General features: G+C 62.3%; 22 protein-coding genes. 3 read left to right on the forward strand and 19 right to left on the reverse strand.

Features of this window, described 5'->3' with window-relative positions; all coding sequences use genetic code 11:
• Nucleotides 1-103: 103 nt before the first annotated feature.
• From CJ178_RS07085 to CJ178_RS07115, 7 genes are all read right to left on the reverse strand, one after another.
• The gene (locus tag CJ178_RS07085; RefSeq protein ID WP_373557444.1) at nt 104-916 is read right to left on the reverse strand and encodes a TM2 domain-containing protein; all 813 of its coding nucleotides are present in this window, start codon (nt 914-916) and stop codon (nt 104-106) included.
• 86 nt (nt 917-1,002) lie between these two features.
• Complete coding sequence (gene lgt, locus CJ178_RS07090; protein WP_033230853.1) at nt 1,003-2,037, reverse strand: prolipoprotein diacylglyceryl transferase; 1,035 nt, start codon at nt 2,035-2,037, stop codon at nt 1,003-1,005.
• Nucleotides 2,034-2,837 carry a tryptophan synthase subunit alpha gene (gene trpA, locus CJ178_RS07095; protein WP_095886425.1) on the reverse strand — a complete coding sequence of 268 codons (804 nt, stop codon included), beginning with the start codon at nt 2,835-2,837 and terminating at the stop codon, nt 2,034-2,036. Before trpA ends, lgt begins: the two co-directional genes overlap by 4 nt.
• Complete coding sequence (trpB, locus tag CJ178_RS07100; protein ID WP_045070068.1) at nt 2,834-4,150, reverse strand: tryptophan synthase subunit beta; 1,317 nt, start codon at nt 4,148-4,150, stop codon at nt 2,834-2,836. Before trpB ends, trpA begins: the two co-directional genes overlap by 4 nt.
• Before the next feature lie 99 nt (nt 4,151-4,249).
• Nucleotides 4,250-5,059 carry an indole-3-glycerol phosphate synthase TrpC gene (gene trpC / locus CJ178_RS07105; RefSeq protein WP_033230856.1) on the reverse strand — a complete coding sequence of 270 codons (810 nt, stop codon included), beginning with the start codon at nt 5,057-5,059 and terminating at the stop codon, nt 4,250-4,252.
• A 131-nt stretch (nt 5,060-5,190) separates the two neighbouring features.
• Nucleotides 5,191-5,841, reverse strand: coding sequence for a TIGR02234 family membrane protein (locus CJ178_RS07110; protein ID WP_045071040.1), 651 nt, complete (start codon nt 5,839-5,841; stop codon nt 5,191-5,193).
• A gap of 66 nt (nt 5,842-5,907) precedes the next feature.
• Nucleotides 5,908-7,491, reverse strand: a complete 1,584-nt coding sequence (locus tag CJ178_RS07115) for an anthranilate synthase component I (protein ID WP_033230858.1) — start codon at nt 7,489-7,491, stop codon at nt 5,908-5,910.
• A gap of 57 nt (nt 7,492-7,548) precedes the next feature.
• Between CJ178_RS07115 and CJ178_RS07120 the strand changes: the two genes are divergently transcribed.
• The gene (locus CJ178_RS07120; RefSeq protein ID WP_033231404.1) at nt 7,549-8,007 is read left to right on the forward strand and encodes a peroxiredoxin; all 459 of its coding nucleotides are present in this window, start codon (nt 7,549-7,551) and stop codon (nt 8,005-8,007) included.
• A gap of 4 nt (nt 8,008-8,011) precedes the next feature.
• Here the strand turns inward: CJ178_RS07120 and CJ178_RS07125 are convergent, their stop codons facing one another.
• Complete coding sequence (locus tag CJ178_RS07125; RefSeq protein ID WP_045070071.1) at nt 8,012-8,794, reverse strand: dioxygenase family protein; 783 nt, start codon at nt 8,792-8,794, stop codon at nt 8,012-8,014.
• Nucleotides 8,795-8,955: 161 nt separating this feature from the next.
• Here CJ178_RS07125 and CJ178_RS07130 point away from each other — a divergent pair, with 161 nt between their 5' ends.
• Nucleotides 8,956-9,465 carry a MarR family winged helix-turn-helix transcriptional regulator gene (locus CJ178_RS07130; RefSeq protein ID WP_095886426.1) on the forward strand — a complete coding sequence of 170 codons (510 nt, stop codon included), beginning with the start codon at nt 8,956-8,958 and terminating at the stop codon, nt 9,463-9,465.
• Between the two features lie 53 nt (nt 9,466-9,518).
• Entirely contained in the window at nt 9,519-10,106 is a 588-nt protein-coding gene (locus CJ178_RS07135) for a TetR/AcrR family transcriptional regulator (RefSeq protein ID WP_033230861.1), read from the forward strand.
• A gap of 7 nt (nt 10,107-10,113) precedes the next feature.
• Here the strand turns inward: CJ178_RS07135 and CJ178_RS07140 are convergent, their stop codons facing one another.
• From CJ178_RS07140 to CJ178_RS07190, 11 genes are read right to left on the reverse strand one after another with little or no spacing between them, the layout of a single operon-like run.
• Nucleotides 10,114-10,581 carry a hypothetical protein gene (locus CJ178_RS07140; RefSeq protein WP_095886427.1) on the reverse strand — a complete coding sequence of 156 codons (468 nt, stop codon included), beginning with the start codon at nt 10,579-10,581 and terminating at the stop codon, nt 10,114-10,116.
• Nucleotides 10,578-11,108 (reverse strand): hypothetical protein, encoded by a 531-nt coding sequence (locus CJ178_RS07145; protein WP_257013040.1) that lies wholly within the window; start codon nt 11,106-11,108, stop codon nt 10,578-10,580. The genes CJ178_RS07140 and CJ178_RS07145 overlap by 4 nt, the downstream gene beginning before the upstream one ends.
• The gene (locus CJ178_RS07150; protein WP_095886428.1) at nt 11,075-12,373 is read right to left on the reverse strand and encodes an MCE family protein; all 1,299 of its coding nucleotides are present in this window, start codon (nt 12,371-12,373) and stop codon (nt 11,075-11,077) included. The genes CJ178_RS07145 and CJ178_RS07150 overlap by 34 nt, the downstream gene beginning before the upstream one ends.
• On the reverse strand, nt 12,370-13,458 hold the full coding sequence (locus CJ178_RS07155) for an MCE family protein (RefSeq protein WP_095886429.1): 1,089 nt from the start codon (nt 13,456-13,458) through the stop codon (nt 12,370-12,372). Before CJ178_RS07155 ends, CJ178_RS07150 begins: the two co-directional genes overlap by 4 nt.
• Nucleotides 13,455-14,675 (reverse strand): MCE family protein, encoded by a 1,221-nt coding sequence (locus CJ178_RS07160; protein WP_095886430.1) that lies wholly within the window; start codon nt 14,673-14,675, stop codon nt 13,455-13,457. The genes CJ178_RS07155 and CJ178_RS07160 overlap by 4 nt, the downstream gene beginning before the upstream one ends.
• Nucleotides 14,675-15,688: an MCE family protein gene (locus CJ178_RS07165; RefSeq protein ID WP_080711549.1), complete on the reverse strand. Its 1,014-nt coding sequence runs from the start codon at nt 15,686-15,688 to the stop codon at nt 14,675-14,677. The genes CJ178_RS07160 and CJ178_RS07165 overlap by 1 nt, the downstream gene beginning before the upstream one ends.
• Before the next feature lie 5 nt (nt 15,689-15,693).
• Nucleotides 15,694-16,716, reverse strand: coding sequence for an MCE family protein (locus tag CJ178_RS07170; protein WP_095886431.1), 1,023 nt, complete (start codon nt 16,714-16,716; stop codon nt 15,694-15,696).
• A complete protein-coding gene (locus CJ178_RS07175) occupies nt 16,713-17,882 on the reverse strand; it encodes an MCE family protein (RefSeq protein ID WP_095886432.1) in 1,170 nt (389 codons plus the stop codon). The genes CJ178_RS07170 and CJ178_RS07175 overlap by 4 nt, the downstream gene beginning before the upstream one ends.
• 9 nt (nt 17,883-17,891) lie before the next feature.
• The gene (locus CJ178_RS07180) at nt 17,892-18,743 is read right to left on the reverse strand and encodes an MlaE family ABC transporter permease (RefSeq protein ID WP_045071047.1); all 852 of its coding nucleotides are present in this window, start codon (nt 18,741-18,743) and stop codon (nt 17,892-17,894) included.
• A gap of 5 nt (nt 18,744-18,748) precedes the next feature.
• Nucleotides 18,749-19,489: an MlaE family ABC transporter permease gene (locus tag CJ178_RS07185; RefSeq protein WP_045071049.1), complete on the reverse strand. Its 741-nt coding sequence runs from the start codon at nt 19,487-19,489 to the stop codon at nt 18,749-18,751.
• Nucleotides 19,490-19,525: 36 nt separating this feature from the next.
• Complete coding sequence (locus tag CJ178_RS07190; RefSeq protein ID WP_095886433.1) at nt 19,526-20,779, reverse strand: cytochrome P450; 1,254 nt, start codon at nt 20,777-20,779, stop codon at nt 19,526-19,528.
• Between the last annotated feature and the right edge of the window lie 25 nt (nt 20,780-20,804).

A 20,804-nucleotide genomic window follows, 5' to 3' on the forward strand; every position in this document is an offset into this window, starting at 1 on the left:
CCGCAACCGGCAAGGGTCAGTTTACAACCGGTATGTGCAGGTTGCGATAGAAAAAACCGTGGCACCCCTGTATCGAGGTGCCACGGTGAATCGAGCGAGGGGATCAACTGCGGAGTGGTCGCCCGTACTTGTCCTTCACACTGCCGGTCAGCATCATGATGCCGTCGATCAACGGCCAGATACCACCGATTCCACACGTCAACCATGTCACCGCAATCTGTGCGATCGCAGTACCGGGCTGATTGAGATAGAACCGGCCGGCGCCGAATCCGCCGAGCAGAATGCCGAGCAGGCCGGCGGTCACCTTCGACTTGTCGGAGAACGGCTGCCCGGTGATCGGATCACGACCGAACGGCGCCGACGGATCGACAAAACCATAGGGCTGCGCATAAGGCTGCTGCTGCCCGTAACCGGGGTTCTGCGGCGGAGCGGTGTAACCCTGAACCGGTGGCGCTGCATACGGATTTGCGCTCTGGTCGGCTGGGACGCCGTACACCGGACCGTCTGCCGGAGGCGGATAGCTCTGTTGCTGATAAGGCTGCTGCTCGTAGCTCGGCGGCGTGTAGTTCGGCGGCGTGTAGTTCGGCGGCGCGGGCTCCGAAATCGGATACGCAGCCGTGGGATCCGAAGCAGCCGAGAAAGCTGTAGTGGGCTCCGACCCCGCCGGCGGCGGGTAAATCGGATGGCTCCCCCACCCTGGGCCGTTGCCCATTCCCGCATATGTGTCCCAGCCGGGGCCGGTGCCCGTCGTTTCGGTTGACGGAGTCTTCTCCGTCGGCGCTGAGGTTTCGCTCAAGGAAGCATCAGCAGTTGCCTCGTAATCGAAGGGCGAACCGAACTGCGGGGGAACCGCGGATTGAGAGCTCGAAGCGTCCCCGGACTCTGCGGGATCCGGATACTTGTTCAAGTCAGGCAACGTGTATTCCTTCGGGTCGACGACGGTCCGGCAAATCGTTGAGGCAAGTGATCTTTATACCTCGAACTGGGTGCGATGCGGACCAGTCATGGCTTGTCCGGCTTCTTCAGATCAACATCCTGCTTTGCGTCCACGCTGGTTGAATCGGCAACCTTTGCCGTCGCGATACCGTCATCCGAGTCGGTATCACTGTCGGTGGCCTCCGAAGCTGTGTTCTCGACGGGCGTGTTCTCGACAGGCGTGTTCTCGACGTAGTCCTTGGACTTCAGTTCGGAAGGATCTTCGCGACCCTTCTTGGCCAGCAGGAAGTACGCAACTGCCGCCACGAACACGATCACCGAGGTGAAGGAGTTGACGCGAATGCCTGCAAGTTCGTATGCCGGATCGTCGCGCATGAGTTCGACGAAGAACCGACCGGCGCAGTAACCCGCCACGTAGAGGGCGAACAGCCGTCCATGGCCGATCTTGAATCGGCGATCGACCACGACAAGCAGGACGACGATGAGGACGTTCCACACGGCCTCGTACAGGAAGGTGGGGTGCACGACCTTCTCTACGACGCCGGTCGATACACCGGACAACGCATCGGTCTGACCTGACGAGTTCACACGCTGGAAGATTTCCAAGCCCCATGGCACTGTCGTTTCGCGCCCGTACAACTCCTGGTTGAAGTAGTTGCCGAACCGGCCTATCGCCTGCGCAAGCAGCACACCAGGCGCGATGGCGTCGCCCAGCGCCGCAACCGGGATCCCGCGCCTGCGGCACCCGATCCACGCGCCGACACCGCCGAGGAAGACTGCGCCCCAGATTCCGAGGCCACCGTTCCACACTTTGAGTGCATCGATCGGTGTGCCGCCTTCACCGAAATACTGCGGCCAGTCGGTGAGCACGTGGTACAGCCGGCCACCGATCAATCCGAACGGCACGGCCCAGACTGCGATATCGAGAACGGTGCCCTTCTCGCCGCCTCGCGCGACCCACCGCCGGTCGCCCCAGACGATGGCGACGATGATTCCGGCGATGATGCAGAGCGCGTAGGCGCGCAGTGCCACGGGCCCGATGTACCAGACACCTTGTGGAGGACTGGGAATGTAGGCCAGTAGTTCAACAGTTGACGTCACGACGCCACGTTAGCCGAGCGGACACCTTCAGCGAGTTCTTCGGTGAGGGCACGGACAGCTCCGAGTCCGTTTTCCACAGCCGAGACCAGCGCAGACCCGACGATCACTGCGTCGGCATAGCCGGCAATTTCTGCTGCCTGGGCGCCAGAGCGAACGCCAAGCCCGACACCGACCGGGATATCGGAATGCGCGCGGATCCGTGCGGTGAGTTCAGGCGCCATCGACGACACTGCGTCGCGCGCTCCGGTAACACCCATCGTGGAGGCCGCGTATACGAACCCGCTACTTGCCTCGAGCGTCATAGCCAGTCGCTCTTCGGTGGACGAGGGTGCCACGAGGAAGATCCGATCGAGGTGGTGCTTCTCGGACGCTTCCATCCAGTCGGCGGCCTCGTCGGGAATGAGGTTGGGGGTGATCAGTCCGAGTCCGCCTGCGGCAGCGAGGTCGCGGGAGAACTTGTCGATCCCGTACTGCATGACCGGGTTCCAGTACGTCATGACTACGGCCTTGCCGCCGACCGAGCTGATCTGCTCTACGACGGTAAAGATGTCGCGCAAGCGGACGCCGTTGCTGAGGGCAGTTTCAGCGGCACGCTGAATGGTCGGTCCGTCCATCACGGGGTCGGAGTACGCGACCCCGACCTCGATGATGTCGCAGCCGCCGTCGACCATCGTCTTGAAGACGTCGATGGATTCGGACACCGTTGGGTAGCCTGCTGGCAGGTAGCCGACGAGCGCAGCTCGGTTTTCCGCCTTACATGCCGCAAACGTGGATGCGAGGCGTGATGGTCGTTCGCTCACTTGTCCGAGCCTTCCGTGTTGTTCTGGTCTGCGGGCTGGTCTGCGTTGTCGAACAGACCGAACCAGCTCGCGGCAGTATCCATGTCCTTGTCGCCACGACCGGACAGGTTGACGACGATGATGGCGCCTTCGCCGAGCTCCTTGCCCAGGCGCAGCGCTCCGGCAACCGCGTGCGCGGATTCGATGGCCGGGATGATTCCTTCGCGCCGCGAGAGCAGAAGGAGCGCATCCATTGCCTCGGAGTCGGTGACGGGCTCGTAGGTAGCCCGACCGATGTCGTTGAGATACGCATGTTCCGGACCGACACCCGGATAGTCCAAACCTGCGGAGATGGAATGTGATTCGATGGTCTGACCGTCTTCGTCCTGCAGCAGGTACGAGTACGCACCCTGGAATGCGCCAGGCGTGCCGCCTGCGAATGTTGCTGCATGCCTACCGGTTTCAACGCCGTCGCCCGCTGCCTCGTAACCGACCAGTCGCACCGACAGATCGTCGATGAACGGGTGGAAAATACCGATGGCGTTGGAACCGCCACCGACGCAAGCCGTGACGGCGTCGGGAAGCCGACCGGTCAAGGCCTGAACCTGAGCGCGGGCCTCGAGACCGATGACCCGCTGGAAATCACGCACGAGGGTCGGGAACGGATGCGGACCGGCAGCGGTACCGAAGCAGTAGTAAGTGTCGTCCGCGTGGGAAACCCAATCGCGGAGAGCTTCGTTGATCGCATCCTTGAGTGTGCGCGAACCGGTTTCGACCGAGACGACCTCGGCGCCCAGCAGGCGCATCCGGGCGACGTTCAACGCCTGACGCTCGGTGTCGACCGCACCCATGTAGATGACACACTCGAGGCCGAGCAACGCGCAGGCGGTGGCCGAGGCGACGCCGTGCTGTCCCGCTCCGGTCTCGGCGATGATACGAGTCTTGCCCATTCGCTTGGCCAGAAGTACCTGACCGAGGACGTTGTTGATCTTGTGAGAACCGGTGTGGTTCAGATCTTCACGCTTGAGGATGATGCGAGCGCCGCCCGCGTATTCGCTCATACGCGTTGCTTCGAAAATCGGCGACGGGCGTCCGGTGTAATCGCGCTGCAGTCGGTCGAGTTCGTTCAGGAAAGCGTCGTCGCTGCGGGCCTTCTCGTATTCGGCGGTAACTTCCTCGATAACCGCCATGAGCGCCTCGGGCACATGACGTCCGCCGTAGACACCGAAGTGCCCTCCGGCATCCGGATCATGAGTGGTGCGCTCGGCAAGTCCGGCACTGGCCGGCGGCAGATTGCCGCCCTTGAAGACTGGTCCCTGAGTACGTGAAGTCACTCCCCCAGTCTGCCCCAAGCGTGTCGCCTGTCACCGCCCGGGTACGGGCAATTGCAACCGCTCGGGTGCGGGCAAACCCCTCCCGAGCGGTGATGCGATTCAGCGTGACGGTTTAGGGCAGGACGGATGCGCTCCGGCGTTGACCAGATCGGCAACCGCTTTACGCGGATCACCACTGGTCACGAGGCCTTCGCCCACCAGGACTGCGTCTGCGCCTGCGCCTGCGTACGCGAGCAGATCAGCAGTGCCACGAACGCCCGATTCGGCGATCTTGATGGTTTCGGTCGGAAGGCCAGGGGCGATCTGACCGAAGGTGTTCTTGTCGACCTCGAGGGTCTTGAGGTTGCGGGCGTTGACACCGATAACCTTGGCGCCGGCTTCGAGCGCGCGGTTGGCCTCTTCCTCGGTGTGAACCTCGACCAGCGCAGTCATCCCCAACGATTCGGTGCGATCGATCAACGAGGCAAGCGCCTGCTGCTCGAGTGCCGCGACGATCAGCAGAATGACATCGGCGCCATGGGCGCGTGCCTCGTGAATCTGGTACGGACCCACGATGAAGTCCTTGCGCAACACCGGAATAGTGACGGCCTTGCGGACGGCATCCAGGTCGGCGAGCGATCCGTGGAAACGACGTTCTTCGGTGAGAACGCTGATGATTCGAGCACCGCCCGCTTGGTAGGCGGCTGCCAATTCGGCGGGGTCGGCGATGTCTGCGAGCGCACCCTTGGACGGGCTTGCGCGCTTCACCTCGGCGATGACGCCGATGCTCGGTTCCAGAAGTGCCGCTACAGCATCGAGGGCGGGCGGTGCAGTGGCCGCGGCAGCCTTGACTGCAGCGAAGTCGAGTACGGCTTCGCGGGCGGCGACATCAGCGCGCACCCCGTCGAGAATCGAGTCGAGTACGGTCATCGTGGCCCGAATCCTTTCTGGGCAAGTGCCCGATGTGAGATACGTCATCGGGGTGGTGTCAGCCTAGTTGGGCGATTTTTTGCTACTCCGCCCGGGTACCCACGCGCGTGGGAGTTCGGACGTAATCGAGGTCACGATCGTGAATCCTTGCCCGGCTCATTGCCGTCCACGTCAGGTTTCTCGCCTTCCGTATCGAGCGTCGGATCTTCCCCGGCGTCGAGCGCGTCCCACAGCATCCGTTGTGTCACAGGCTCGTCGGGCGCATCTTTGCTTCCCTGTCCGAGCTTGGCCGCTGCCTCCCGGCGAGCTGCAGGGTTGTCGTACTTCGACGAGAGACCGGCGCGCGCCTTGGGCTTTCGCATGAGCAGAACACCGGCAGCGAGAGCCGCAAGGGCCCCGGCGAGCGCGAGCAGCGCAGGCAACACCGATGCTTCGGCGGACACTTCTTCGAGGTGCGAGGACAGTTCGGCAAGATCTGCGGCGCGGTCGTCATCTGCTCCCGAAACCAACAGTTGGACAGCTGGAACTGCGACTCCGATGCCGACCAATCCCACCAACAGGCCGACAACTCGGAGCGCCCACCCACGGACCGCGAACGACGCCGCAACAGCAGCAAGAAGCGTGAGAGCGAGCGGCGTCATCGCCGCAGCCCACGTGCCACCGTCGAGATCCGTGGTGCGCGCCAAAGTCTTACCGTCACTGGAGGTTACTTGTACCCACGTCATCCGCGAGCTTCCCCACAGCGCAATGGCCGCGATCCCCAGCAGGAGCGTGGTCAGCATCGTGGTGCTGCGGCCCGAACGTGGTGTCGGCGAGTCCGCGCCGGTGCTCGAAGCTTGTTCGCTCACTTACCCTTCACCTCCGATGGTGCGCAACGTGTGTGCCGATGCGATCGCGCTGAGCACGGCCATCGCCTTGTTCCGCGCCTCGGTGTCCTCGTAGACCGGATCGGAGTCGGCGACCACACCTGCACCGGCTTGGACGTATCCGATGCCGTCCTTGATGAGTGCGGTGCGAATCGCGATCGCGGTGTCGGCATCACCGGCGAAGTCGAGGTACCCGACAATGCCGCCGTAGACCCCGCGGCGGGTGGGTTCGAGTTCTTCGATCAACTGCATCGCCCGGACCTTGGGAGCGCCCGAGAGCGTTCCGGCCGGGAAGCACGCCGTGACAGCGTCGAGCGCCTGCTTGCCCTCCGCGAGGTGCCCGGTCACGGTGGAGACCAGGTGCATCACGTGGCTGTATCGCTCGATGTGGCGGTAATCGTGCACCTTGACCGTGCCGGGTCGGCAGACACGACCGAGGTCGTTGCGTCCGAGGTCGACCAGCATCAGGTGCTCGGAGTTTTCCTTCTCGTCAGCGAGGAGGTCCTTCTCGAGGAGGATGTCGTCTTCCTCGGTTGCACCGCGCCACCGGGTTCCGGCGATCGGGTGAGTGGTTGCGACACCTTCCGAGACGGTAACCAGCGCTTCTGGGCTGGAGCCGACAATGGAGAATGCGGTCTCACCGTCACCGTTCGGGACGTTGAGCAGGTACATGTACGGGCTGGGGTTCGAGGCCCGCAACATTCGGTACACGTCAATAGGTGCTGCGGTGCAGTCGATCTCGAATCGTTGGGAGAGCACGACCTGGAATGCCTCGCCCGCTTCGATATCGCCGATCAGCTTCTTCACGTCGACGCCGAAACTTTCCGTCGTGCGCTGACGGCGGTAACTCGGGGTGACCTTGGCAAACGTGGAGACCGTCGACTTGGCTGGTGCCGCAAGTGCCCGCGTCATCGCGTCGAGACGCGCGACGGCGTCGTCGTACGCCTCCTCGACCCGTGCGTCGGTGCCGTCCCAGTTGACTGCGTTGGCGATCAACGTGATCGCACCCTCGTGATGGTCGACGGCGGCAATGTCTGCGGCCAGCAACATGACCATCTCGGGGATCTGCAGGTCGTCGACGGCCGAGTTGCCCACGTTTTCGAGCCGACGGACGGCGTCGTATCCGAGGAATCCGACCATCCCGCCGGTAAGAGGCGGCAGGTCGGGCAGACGTTCCGAGCGCAAAAGTTCGAGAGTGGCACCGAGTGCGTCGACAGGGTTGCCACCGGACGGTGCGCCGGCGGGGACGTTGCCGTACCAGGCGGCTTCACCGTCGATGACGGTCAGAGCGGCAGGACTGCCGACGCCGATGAAGGACCATCGTGACCACGACCGGCCGTTCTCCGCAGACTCGAGAAGGAAGGTTCCCGGACGGTTCCCGGCCAACTTCTCATAAGCCGAGAGCGGAGTTTCGGAGTCCGCCAGCACTTTTCGTGTCACCGGAACTACCCGATGCTCGGCGGCGAGGGCACGGAACTGCTCTCGCGTGGTGGTGGAATCGGACGCCGCATCGACGATCGCGGTGTCGGACGAGGGTGCGGACTTGGAGGTGGGCTCGCCGTGCATGACTCCATCATCCCAGGCTCACCTGCGCGGGCCTCGTTCGCGGGTAACCTCAGCCGAATGAAACCAGGTCAGCTTGCTCCCGATTTCACCCTGCCCGATCAGGACGGAACGCCCCGTTCGCTGACCAGCCTGCTGGAGAAGGGGCCACTGGTGCTGTTCTTCTATCCGGCAGCCTCAACGCCGGTGTGCACCGCGGAAGCGTGCCACTTCCGCGACCTCGGCAAGGATTTTGCAGCGGTAGGCGCCGCTCGCGCGGGCATCAGCACCGACACCGTCGAAGCGCAGTCGACGTTTGCCACTACCCAGTCCTTCGACTATCCCCTGCTCGCCGACACCGACGGCACCGTTGCCGAGCAGTTCGGCGTCAAACGCGGACTGCTCGGCAAGTTGATGCCGGTCAAACGTTCAACGTTCGTGATCGACACGGATCGAACCGTATTGAAGGTCATCTCGAGCGAATTCCGCGCGAGCACACATGGCGATCAGGCACTCGAGTTTCTCCGGAGTCGCACCTGACCCGCTACGCGACCTGAATCGAGCGCTTTGCGAGTCCCATCCAGAAACCGTCGATGACCTGGGTGGGCACCTGCTCAGGATCGGACGACGCACCGAGAGTCACGAACAGCGGCGCGAAGTGCTCGATGGTCGGGTGTGCGTACGGCATACCGGGAGCCTGTGCTCGGAAATCGATGAGCGAATCGACGTCGCCGGCTGCGAACCGCTCCCCGGCCCACGCGTCGAATTCGGCAGACCAACCTGGAGCCTTTGCCTCCGGCGACGGGTCACGCAGAAATGGCAGGCCATGGGTTGTAAATCCGGATCCCACGATCAACACGCCCTGCTCGCGCAGTGGACGCAACCGTTGGCCGAGGTCTAGCAGACGTTCGGGGTCCAGCGTCGGCAGGGAGATCTGCAGCACGGGAATGTCCGCATCCGGGTACATCACCGTCAACGGAACATAGGCACCGTGATCGAGGCCACGATTGGGTTGCTGGACGACCTGCTCGTTATCTGGCATCAACGCTGCCACCTGCGTGGCCAGGTCCGGCGCCCCCGGCGAGTTGTACCGAGCCCGGTAAAACCGCTCGGGGAATCCACCGAAGTCGTAGATCAGCGGGGTTCCCGTTGTGGTCGATCCGATGGTCAGCGGCGCGGATTCCCAATGTGCCGACACGATCAAGATTGCCGTCGGCCGTGGCAGGTCACCGGCCCACGCGCCTAGTTGCTTCACCCAGAGAGCGCTGTCCACCAACGGCGGGGCACCGTGGCTGAGATACAGCGCGGGCATTGTGGCGGCGGACATAGCGGCTCCTCATGAGTTCACCGAATAGTTTTAAGTTGAAGGTTCAACCTAATATAGAACTCAACACTTGAAACGCGCAACTATTCCCTGCCTGCACCCACTGGACACTCGTCTGCAACCCTGTAGTGGTAGAACACAGCGCTTCGAAGGGGTACAGACCGATGAGTGGATCGAACGGCCAGGCCGAGTCGCCGGTTCAGACCAAGTGGCTCACCACCGAGCAACAGCAGGCCTGGCGCACCCTCATCTCCTTGGTAACCCGCCTACCAGCGGCTCTCGACACCCAGCTCCAACGCGATTCAGCCCTAACCCATTTCGAGTACTTCGTGCTGTCGGCGCTGTCAGAAGTACCCGACCACAAGCTGCAACTCTCCCTACTGGCACAGCAAGCCAATGCGTCGCTGTCGCGCCTCTCCCACGTCGTCACGAAGATGGAGAAGGCCGGCTGGGTCAAGCGTGAAGTGATCCGCGGTAGCCGAGGCTCCAACGCGGTACTCACCGATGCCGGAATGGCCAAGGTCATCGAGGCATCGCCCGGCCACGTTCGGTTGGTCCAAGCCTTGGTGTTCGAAGGCCTCGACGACAGCCAGGTCGCACAACTCTCCGCCCTGAGCGCCGCCATGGTCGACCAACTCGACAGAGGAATTGCCGGCGGACTCGGGAAAGCCTGACGGGACCACCCACACCGCGCACAACTTCCCCGGCTCCCGTAGTGTCTGGACACATGTCTGGTAAGGCCAACTTCGAGTCCACCCGCCGGCGCCTGTCGGGACAACAGGCCGAAACTGTCGATCGTTTGACCAAGGCAGCTGTTGCCATCCTGCGTACGCATGGGTTTTCCGCCCTGACCATTCGCATGGTCGCGGGCGAAGCTGGGGTCGCGCCGGCAACCGCGTACACCTACTTCTCGTCCAAGAGCCACCTTGTCGCAGAACTGTTCTGGCGACGCCTCGACGCGCTCCCTCACGAGGCCGACGCAGAGCAGGACCGCGAGAGTCAGGTCTGTTCGGTCCTGCGCAGTGTCGCACTCCTGGTGTCCGATGAACCGGAACTCGCCGCCGCAGTCACCACCGCGATGATGGCCGACGACCCGGACGTCGAACATCTCCGCGCCCGGATCGGGAAGAACATTCGCGAACGCCTGGTCGAGGCATTGGGACCAGAACACGACGCCGACGTCCTCGAAGCCCTTGAAATCGCCTGGTCAGGCGCATTGGTGCGAGCTGGAATGGGATACGAGTCCTACTCGCAGATCGCGGATCGCCTCGAGATCACCGCAAGGCTGATCATGGCGGGCCACGACAACAGCTGAGCAGAACTCAGATCGGTGTCAGCTCACTCACCAACCACCGGTCATCGACGCGTTCGACGGTGACCTTCACGCGACTCGAACTCGACGCCGGAGCCGGCTGCGCAAAACTGGTGGTGACCTGATCGACGAACATCAGCAATTCGACGCGATCGAACATGGCACCGAGCAACCCGACATCCACAACCCGGGCGCTGGTACTGATTCCTTGCGCTTTCGATTGGGGCGCAACGATTGTCGCAGCAAACTCGACGAATTCGTCCTTGAACGTTCCGGTGGCTGCGCCAGCCCCTGCCGCGAGGTCACTGTCCACCATTTCACTGGTGTACGTAAGCAAGTCCTCCACCAACGCAGGTGCCGTTGCAATCGCATCCGCTCTCGCCGACTCGAGTGCATCGCCGTCGCGGCGAATCCACAGCAGGGCGCACGCGGCAATTGCGAGAACCGCAACCAGCACGACAGAGATCGCCCGCCTCACGGCACGAACTCCACACTCGACATCAGAATTTTCCCGTCGACGTCCTCGACACCGATGCGCAGTCGATAGGTCCGCGACGTCGTCTCGCCCGCAGAATTGGCGACCTCCGCAGACGCCGCAATCAGTACTAGTCCCGACGTCGCCGTCTCCGACGACAGTGCAGCAGCATCGATCCTTGCGTCGGAGTTGACAGATGCGGAACGTATCGCGTTGACGAACTCCGACTGATCGCCAACCAACTCCTCTGCGAACTCGCCCGTGCTGAGCGCTCGCAGTTGGGCCACATCCTCGTCCACGGTATCGACGTGAATGTCGACCAATGCCAGCGCTCCCGCCGACGCCCCGTCCACCAGTTCCTGCCGATGAGCGTCCCGGGCATTGTCGCCCCGCATCGACATAGCGCCGGTCACCACCACTGCCGCCAAACCTGCAATCACCACCGCGACAAGCACGCGTCCGCGCGTGGTTACATGCCGCGAAACATCCTCGGTTGTCAGGGATTCGGTGTCGTCAACAACTGCTGCCACGAATCCCCCTTACCGATATCGGTGTGCCCGTATGCAATCCCGTCCGGCCCGGTGTACAACTCGTCGGGAGCGTTGGTTCCCGACGGCACGTACGGTTCCGGGCTCCGGCACGTCACCGGGTCCGGCGCCTGCTTGCCCGGAACTTCCATACACGGAATGTTCCGCGAACCGCGCACGGCAAAAACCGAATCCGCCGGCACCTTGCAGAACAGATCGGGCGGAGTGTCCGGAACACTGGTCACCGTGGGGTTGCGGCGCTGATCCGCCGGTAGGTATCCGGTGGAGCAGGCCGCCGGGTCTTGAGCCTGCAGATGGAAATTGACGTTGGCGGCTCCGTCCGCCTGGCCGCGTTGTACAACGGTCTCCTGAGCAGCAACAAGCGGCGGCAGTATGACCAGTACCTGTTCGAGTGACGCGTTGTAGGTGAGCGCAACTTGCCCGGCACTGGTCAGGTTGGCCAGGAGAATCGGCAGGGTCGGACGCAGATCCTGGAACAAGAGCTCCGCCTCGGTGGCGAACCCTGGCCCGGTGTCGATGATGTTGCGAATAGTGCCGTCCGCGATTTCCAATTGCCCGCTCAGCCGGGCGACGCTCGACGCCCACAATCGGATTTGATCCCCCGTGACAACTTGGGTCTCGAGGAGCGGGGCGAGTTGTTGCACAAGAGTTGTCGCGGGAGTAGTGGCGTCGGACAACTGATCTACAAAGGACGTGGTCGAATCCAGCAGTCTCGCAAGATCTTCGCCGCCACCGGCAAACGCAGCTGCAGACTCGTCGATCACCGCGCGCAGTTTGTCCTGTGGGACGGAGGCGAGCAACGCCTGCGCCTGATCGAGAACGGGTCCGATTTCCTGAGATATCACCACAGACTCGGTGTCGATCACGTCGCCGTCGGCCAGAAACGGGCCGTCAGAGGTGGTCGGCTGCAGATCGACGTACTGCTCGCCTATCGCCGATACGCTGCGCACGGCCGCCACCAGCTCGGTACTGGGTACGGGAACTGAACTCTGCAAGGACAATTCGGCTTTCACGACGTCGGGGTGGAGCTGCACCGATCGGACTTGACCGATGGTGTCGCCGCGGTACGTCACATTCGCATTGCGGTACAGGCCACCGGCGTTGGGCAGTTCCAGCGTCACTGTGTATCGCCCGATACCCAGCATCGTGGGAACACGGAGGTACGCGATCGCGGCCACCGTCATACCGAGCACGGCAAGGATCGCAAAGATCACCAACTGCCGGCGAACAAGCTTGGTGAGGATCATCGTCCTCCCTCCCCTGCATTGCCCGTTGCATTCAGCGGCGCGGTCATCGGGTCGACCGGGCCGCCGCCCGGCTGCTGCGGAGCACCGAACGGGGTGCCGAAACCGAGTCCGGACTGTAGTCGGTTGGTGGTCAGGTCGATCAGCGCCCACAGATTGGTGTAGTCGCCGCGCATCCCGTCATCGATGGTGGTCTGTGGGAACGGGAAGGTGCTCAGGTTTCCGAGATTGTTGATCAGATCCGGACCTGCCGCGACAACCTGCTGCAATGTCGGCTCGAGTGCCGCAAGATTTGCGCTCAGATCATCTCGCGTGCGGTTGACCAGGTCGGTGCCGACGTCTCCGAATCGGCCCACCGAATCGAGTGCGGTGGTCAGGGTAATGCGCTGATCTTCCAGTTCTGCCAAGGCTGGAGCCAGCACGTCGAGCGCCTTCCCCAGTACGTCGCGTTGGGCGTTGATTTCCCCCGCAAACACATCCAGGTTCTCCATCGTGGTCACCATGGCGATGCGTTGCCGGTCCAGGGTCTCGGTCAATGTGTCCATCTGCGCGAGTAGGTCACGTGCTGAGACGGTGCGTCCGCCGAGTGCATTGTTCAATTCGGTGGTGATGGTGTGAATTTGTGCGAGTCCGCCGCCGTTGAGCACTATGGACAGCGCTGTCAGAGTTTCCTCCGTAGTCGGGTACACGCCCGCCGACGCCAGCGGAATGACAGAGCCCTCGGCGAGCGTCCCTTCCGGTTCGACACCGACCGGCGGTGCCAGGGCAACATGCTTGGAACCCAGCAGGCTGGTCTGTCCGATTTTCGCGGTGGAATTAGCCGGCAACACCGCCGAACCATCCAGGGACACTGTCACTTTCGCGTGCCAATTGTCGGAGGCGATGGCACTGATACTGCCGACCGTCACATCGTTCACCATTACCGGGGAGTTGGGACTGATCGACGTGACGTCAGGCATCTCGATGACCACGGAAAAACTGTCGGCGCCGCGCCCCGCAGCACCGGGCAACGGCACCGAATTCAGGCCGTTCCACCCGCAGCCGGACACGAGCACAACAACACCGACGCAACAGATTCTCCGGATCATCGTGTCCCCACCTCCGGCATCAGCAACTGACCCAGCCCTGCGGGAACACTCACGCTCGGCAGGGAAGGAGCCGGCTTCAGATCCGGTTCGCTGTACACCAACTGATCCGGCGCCGCACCGAGCGCACGGGTCGGATTGATGTTCAGATCCGGATAGTTCGCTCTGATGGTGTTCAGGTACGGTCCGAGGTACTCGGCACACAATTCCGCACCCTTCGCAGAGGTTTCGTTTGCCAGTCCCGCGATACCGCCGCAGATGAAGTCGATGGGATTGCCGATGTTCTGGAAGGCAGGCACCCCGACCATCGCGCCTTGGGCCGGGCGGTACACGTTGTAGTAATTGGACAAGGCCGTCGGCGCCAGATGCAGAAGCTTTTCGATCCCATCGCGTTTGTCCACCAGAACCTGGGAGACATCGGCCAATGTGTTCACCTGTTCGGTGAGCCCGCTGCGATTCTGTTCGACAAATCGGTGGACATCACCGATCGCCGCATCCAGATCAACCAGAGCTGGTGCCAATTGTGTCCGGCTGTCTGCCAACAGACTTGTCACGGTTGCCAGACGTCCCTGAAAGCTCACTATCTGTTCGTTGCTTGCCGCCAACGCCGTGGTGAAAATCTGCAGTCCTCGGATCGTTCCGAAAAGATCGCCACCTCCCTCGTTCAGAGTGCTCATGGCCGAAGACAGTTCCGTGATCGAACGTCCTAACGCCTCACCGTTCCCACTCAAAGCCGTGCCTGCGGCATCGAGGAATTCGGCCGCTGACCCGCGGGTCCCCTCGGACGGCCCCAATGCATCTGCCGCCCGGCCCAATTGCTCCTTGATCTGGTCCCATTCCACGGGCACCGCGGTTCGCTCGATTCCGATCTCCGCTCCATCGGCCAACGCGTCTCCCCCGTCCTCCGTCAATGCCGGCGTCAGCTGGACGAACCTGGCCGAGACCAAGGACTGAGCAACGATCACCGCGTGTGCGTCCGCTGCGACAGGGACGGATCGGGCGAGTTCGAGTTCGACCCGCATCTTCTCCCCCTGCGGAGTTATCGAGGTGACCTTGCCGACGTCGACGCCCACAACACGGACGTCGTCGCCGACGTAGAGTCCCGTCGTCGACGCAAAATAGGCCGTCACCGAGTAGTACCGAAAGTGCTGTACGACAAAATATCCCGCCACCGCCACCGCGAGTACCCCGACCGCGGCGACAATACGTTTCGCGACCATCAGCGAACCTCCGGTATCGGTAGCGGCGCAGGCGGAAGCCCGACAATCGCGTTGATCAACGGTTGGGTGTACTGGGCGGGAAGCAGGTTCTGGATGTACGAGTAGTAGAACGGTCCGCTCGCGACGGTATCGCCGAGCGTCCCCACGTACGTTCCGAGTCCGTCGATGCCCTGGGCCAGGTTGTCCTTGTTCTTCTGGAGTATCCCGAGCACCGTGTCGAGCTTGTTCAGGACCGGGCCCAGTTGTGCTTCGTTGTCGTGTACCAACCCACTGAGTTGAGTGGAGACAGCCGAGATGTCGGTGATGACGTTGCCCAACGCATCCTGCCTGCGGACCAGTTCACCAAGGAGAGCATCGCCGTCGACAAGAAGCGCGTTGACCTGCGGTCCCCGGTCCGCGAGGAGACCGGCCACGTTATTCGCATCTGCGAGCAGAAGCTTCAGTGTCTCGTCGCGGCGGTTGATGCTGTCCGACAGGCGGGCTACCCCGTCGAGGGCGGGCCGCAAGGAAGGCGCGCTGTCCGTCATCACTGCACCAACCTCCTCCAACGACGCCGACAACTGGTCGAGGTTGATGTCCTCGACCGTGGTGGTGAGGTCGCCGAGTACGTCGGGCAACGAGTACGCCGATCGGGTGCGTTCGAGTGGGATCTGTCCGCCGACGGGTATCCGTCCACTTCCATCCAGGTCGAGCGATAGCGCACGTTTACCGAGCAGGGACATCGTGGTGATCGCCGCCGACGTACTCTCACCGAGAGTGACGGAACCGTCGAGCGTGAAATCAACTCGAGCACGGCCTTTTTCGACAGCGATGTTGTCGACGGTGCCGATCTTCACCCCGGCCGCGTTTACCTCGTCACCGGCAGCCACACCACTCGCGTCGTTGAACACTGCGCTGTAGCTCACCCCGTTTTTCACGAACTGCAGATCCTGATACTGCAGTGACGCCAGCACCACCGACGCGGTCATCACCATCCCCACAACGCCTACTCGCACGGCCTGCTTCTGCGCCATCTCTCTCATCGTGGTGCGCACCTTCCGGTCGTCTGGTCGATCAGGTCGACCGTCATCGGTTTGCCGTCAGCCCCGTCGACTTTGAGCGCGATACCGCAGAGATAGAAGTTGAAGAAGGACCCGTAGGCACCAACTCGGATCAGTTGCCGATAGTTCGACGGCATCGACGCGAGGATTCGATCGAGCTCGCCTTGTTGCTCGACCAAAGGGTCCAAGCTCTGGTCGAGTTGCGACAGTGTGCCACTGATGTCGGGCCTGACCCCGGCCAGGAGATCTGCGAAAGTTTGTGCAGCGGTATCGATGCTCGTCACCGAAGTCCCGATCAGTTCCTTGTCCGACGCGAGTCCGCTGACCAGTTGTTGCAGATGGTCGAGCGTGTCGGTGAACTGTCCGCCTCGCCCACGTAGTTCACTCAATACGCCGTCAAGATTGTTGATGACCCGGCCGATGAGCACATCACGGTCGGCAAGTGTGTTGGTGATCGATCCGGTATGTGCGAGCACCGACGCCACTGTCCCCGACTGCCCTTGAAATACCTCGAGCAGCGACAGGGACAGCGCGTTGACCTGGGTCGGGTCGAGCGCCTGGAACAACGGTTTGAAGCCACCGAGCAGCGCGTCGAGGTCCAGCGCCGGCGCAGTCCTGGTGGTGGGGATGGTTGCACCTGCGGCCATAGGTTGCGCGGCGCCGGGACTGTCGAGCAATTCGAGATAGCGGTTGCCCACGAGGTCCTGATAACGCACTGCCGCCCGGGTCTGCTCCGTCAGGGTCTCCACCGAATCGACGCTGAATTTCACGTGAGCAAGGTGGTCGTCACCGAATTCGACGGCGCTCACCGTCCCTACGGGCACCCCGGCGATCCGTACCTTGTCGCCGGATTTCAGTCCGGACACATTGACGAATTGGGCTGCGTAACTGTGCTCGTCGCCTCCTCGCATCTGCCCGAAGACCAGCACGAGCCCAGCATTGACCAGCAACATCACCGCCACGAAGATGCCGAATTTGATGCCGTAGCCGCGCCGCTTCATCGAATCGCCGTTCCGAACAGGTAACTGAGCAGGTTCGGCATGTCGTTTATCGGCTGGCCGCCATTCCACTGACGTTCCGGTTCGAAAGGATTCACACCCGTGTCCGTCACCAGGTAGGGCGCGTTGACATTCGGATCGCGCAACGGAAGGCCCATGCACTGCGGTCCGCCGGTTGCCGCGACCTTCGGCAGATCTTCAGGATAGCGATACGGTTCGGTGCCTGCGATCAATCCGATCGACATCTTGATTCCCGGCTGCCCGTTGTACGCGCCGTCGCCGATTGCCTTGCTCTCCTCGAGTCCGTGGAACATGCATGGAATCACCGGCGAGTACTCCTCGAGAAGTTCGGTGGTTGGCCGCATGAGCGACAGGACGGTATCCACACCGTCGGCATTGGCGCCGAGGACATCTTCTCCGGTACGCGCCAACCCAATTACGTTGAGTAGCAGTAGATCCAGATTCTCTTGCTCGTCGAGGACGGTGGTGCCGGTGACAGTGAGCGAGCCGAGGGTGTCCATCAGATCCAGCACAGCCGCCCGATATGTCCCGGACACTACCGGAAGGTCTGTGAGAACCTCGTCGAAAGCGTCACCGGCACTGTTGAATTCGGACAGCGACGCGTCGGCCTTCCCGAGTGCGGCGCCCAACCTCTCCCCGCGACCTTGCAACGCGGCGGAAATCGCCCCAAGCGTCTGATCGAGTTTTCCGGGATCAACTGTCCGCAGGACGGCCGTCAACTTCTCGAACACGGTATCGATTTCGACGGTCACGTGATTCGCGTCGATGGTGGCGCCAGCGGTCAATCGCTCGGCGCTCGGATCCGCAGGCGCCGACATACTGACGAACTTCGCGCCGAAGGCGGTGTTCGAGGTGATCGCGACATCGACGTTGGCGGGAATCGACTCGAGTGCATCGGGATCGAGAAGGATGGACAACGTCGCGGTGGAATCGTCGGCCGGCGCGATCGACTCGACGGACCCGACGGTGACACCGGCCATCTTCACTCGCGCACCCGGATCCATCACAAGGCCGGCCCGCTCGGCAACAATTGTTATCGGAACGCGGGTGGTGAACGACTGATTGAACGACGCGACCGCCAGCGCCACGACGGCAACAATCGCGCACGCCAAGCCTAATGCCGCAAGCTTGTATCCGTATCTCTCCACTCGCTCTCCCTATCCGGACAAGTTGAAGTTGCCGGAACCGCCGTACAGCGCCAGCGAGACCAGAAGGGTCACCGCCACAACACAAATCAGTGACAGACGGACGCCGCGCCCGACAGCTGTGCCCACCCCCGAGGGTCCGCCTACAGCGCTGTAGCCGTAGTACGTGTGAATCAGCATGACCAGCAACGCCATCACCAGTACCTGCACAAAGGACCAGGCGACGTCGACCGGATCGAGAAAGGTGGTGAAGTAGTGGTCGTAGAGCCCGGACGATTGACCGAACAGCACCACCGTGGTGAAACGTCCCGCGAGGAACGATCCGACGAGCGCCAACGAGTACAGCGGCAGAATGGCGAGCATCCCGGCCACGATGCGCGTACTCACCACGTACGGAACAGAACTGATCGCCATCGCTTCGAGTGCGTCGATTTCTTCACTGATGCGCATCGCACCGATCTGCGCCGTCGAGCCGGCGCCGATCGTTGCGGACAGCCCGATTCCCGCGATGACCGGCGCGGCGATGCGCACGTTGATGAACGCGGAGAAGAACCCGGTGAGTGCCTCGACGCCGATGTTTCCGAGCGAACTGAAACCTTGAATCGCGATGGTTCCGCCTGACGCCAGCGTCAGGAACCCGACAACGGCGACGGTGCCGCCGATCAATGCCAACGCACCTGTTCCCATGCTGATCTCGGCGACCAGACGCAAGACTTCTTTCGGGTGTTTGCGCAGCGCCCAGGGAATGAAGGCAATAGCTCTGACGAAGAAGACCGCTTGCCGTCCGACATCGTCGACGGACCGCGACACACGTGCCATCCGCGCTCGGGTCGCCCCGAATTTTCCGAGTTCCGCCAGTGCCACGCCGCTCACCCCGCCGTCAGCCTGATGCCCACCGCAGTCACGATGGTATTGACCACGAAGAGCGCCATGAATGCGTAGACCACTGTCTCGTTGACAGCCTCGCCAACACCTTTCGGACCGCCACGGACGGACAGTCCCCGGTAACACGCGACCAGTCCGGCGAGCATGCCGAACAGTGCGGCCTTCACCATCGACAAGGCAACTTCGGGTAATCCGGTGAGCAACGTGATGCCGTCGACAAACGCACCGGGATTCACGCCTTGGAGGAACACCGAGAAGATGTAGCCGCCTGTGATGCCGATGACGCACACAAGTCCGTTGAGCAGCAACGCAACCACCGTCGACGCGACAACCCGGGGAATCACCAGCCGATTGATCGGATCGATCCCGAGCACTTCCATCGCGTCGATCTCCTCGCGAATGGTCCGCGAACCGAGATCTGCGGCAATGGCGGTGGCGCCGGCGCCCGCCACGATGAGGACAGTGACCACTGGCCCGACCTGGGTGACGGCGCCGAGTGCCGCCCCGGCTCCGCTGAGATCTGCAGCACCGATCTCGCGCAGCAAGATGTTGAGAGTGAAGCTCACCAGAACCGTGAACGGCACTGCCACCAGAACCGTCGGTACCAGTGACACCCGCGCGATCATCCAACTCTGTTCGAGAAACTCCTGCACCTGAAAGCGTGTGCGTACCAGTCCCACCGCAACATCGGCACCCATTTTGTAGAACTGACCGAGTTGACGCATCGGCGCTGCCAGCGAGACCCGCCCGGTGTACACGGTTCAGTGCTCCACGGGACACGAGGCGTTGTTGCCGTAATCGACCCTGAATTCCTTGATCCCGTTGATCCACCCTGATGCCAACCGGCTGGGATCACCAAGTTTGCTGATGTCCGGCATGTGGTCGGCGATCTTGTTGAAAATCAGGTCGATCTCCATCCGGGCCAGGTTGGCGCCGACGCAGTAGTGTGGCCCGGTACCACCAAAAGCCAAGTGCGGATTGGGATCACGAAGAATGTCGAATACGTCCGGGTTCTCGAACGCAGATTCGTCGAAGTTCGCCGATCCATACAGGAGCACAACACGCTGCCCCTTCTTGATCGGAGTTCCGGCAATCTGAGTGTCCACCAACGCCGTACGTTGGAATGACGTCAGCGGCGACGCCCAGCGAATTATCTCGTCGGCCGCCGTGCGTGGACGCTCACGCTTGTACAGTTCCCATTGATCCGGGTACGCCAGAAACGCCATCATCCCGAGTGTTGTTGCATTGCGTGTTGTCTCGTTGCCCGCAACCGCCAACATGATGACAAAGAAGCCGAACTGTTCCGGCGTGAGAGCCTCACCGTCCACGTTCGCCTGGACCAATCGCGAAATGATGTCGTCGAGCGGTTCGTCGCGACGAGCCTCGGCAAGCTGATACGCGTACCCGAGTATCTGCGCCGACGCCATTCTAGACTCCCCGGCCATCGATTCGTCGTCGTATCCGGTCATCTGATTCGACCATTCGTAGAGCTGGCGTCGAGCCTCCTGCGGAACTCCGATGAGGTCCGAGATCGCCTGCATCGGTAGCTCACTGGCAACCTGCTGGACAAAATCACCGGTACCCGACGCCGCCGCGGCTTTCGCAATCTCTTCGGCTCGCTCTTCGAGCCCGGCTCGCATCGCTTCGACGGACCTGGGTGTGAACAATCGCGCCACCAACTTGCGCAACTGGGTATGTTGGGGCGCGTCCTTGTTGATCAGAACGTATTTACTGACTTCCAGTTCTTCGGCGGTGATGTTGTCTTCATGGCGTGGGACGCACCCGTTGACGTTGTTGGAGAACTCCTCCGAACGCAGCGACACGTCACGCACGTCGGCGTGCCGCGACACTACCCAGGCGCCACCGTCGTGGAAACCGCCGGTTCCCGGTTCCTGCGCGTTCCACCACACCGGAGCGCAGCGGCGTAGTTCCGCGAACTCGGCAAGGGGAACACGCTTGCCGTACATCTGAGGGTCGGTGACATCGAAGCCGTCGGGAAGGTTCAGCTCGGGCATTTCGGTTGCTCCTCTTGCAGGCAAG

This window comes from Rhodococcus sp. ACPA4 (genome assembly GCF_002300185.1).
Classification (GTDB): Bacteria; Actinomycetota; Actinomycetes; order Mycobacteriales; family Mycobacteriaceae; genus Rhodococcus_F; species Rhodococcus_F globerula.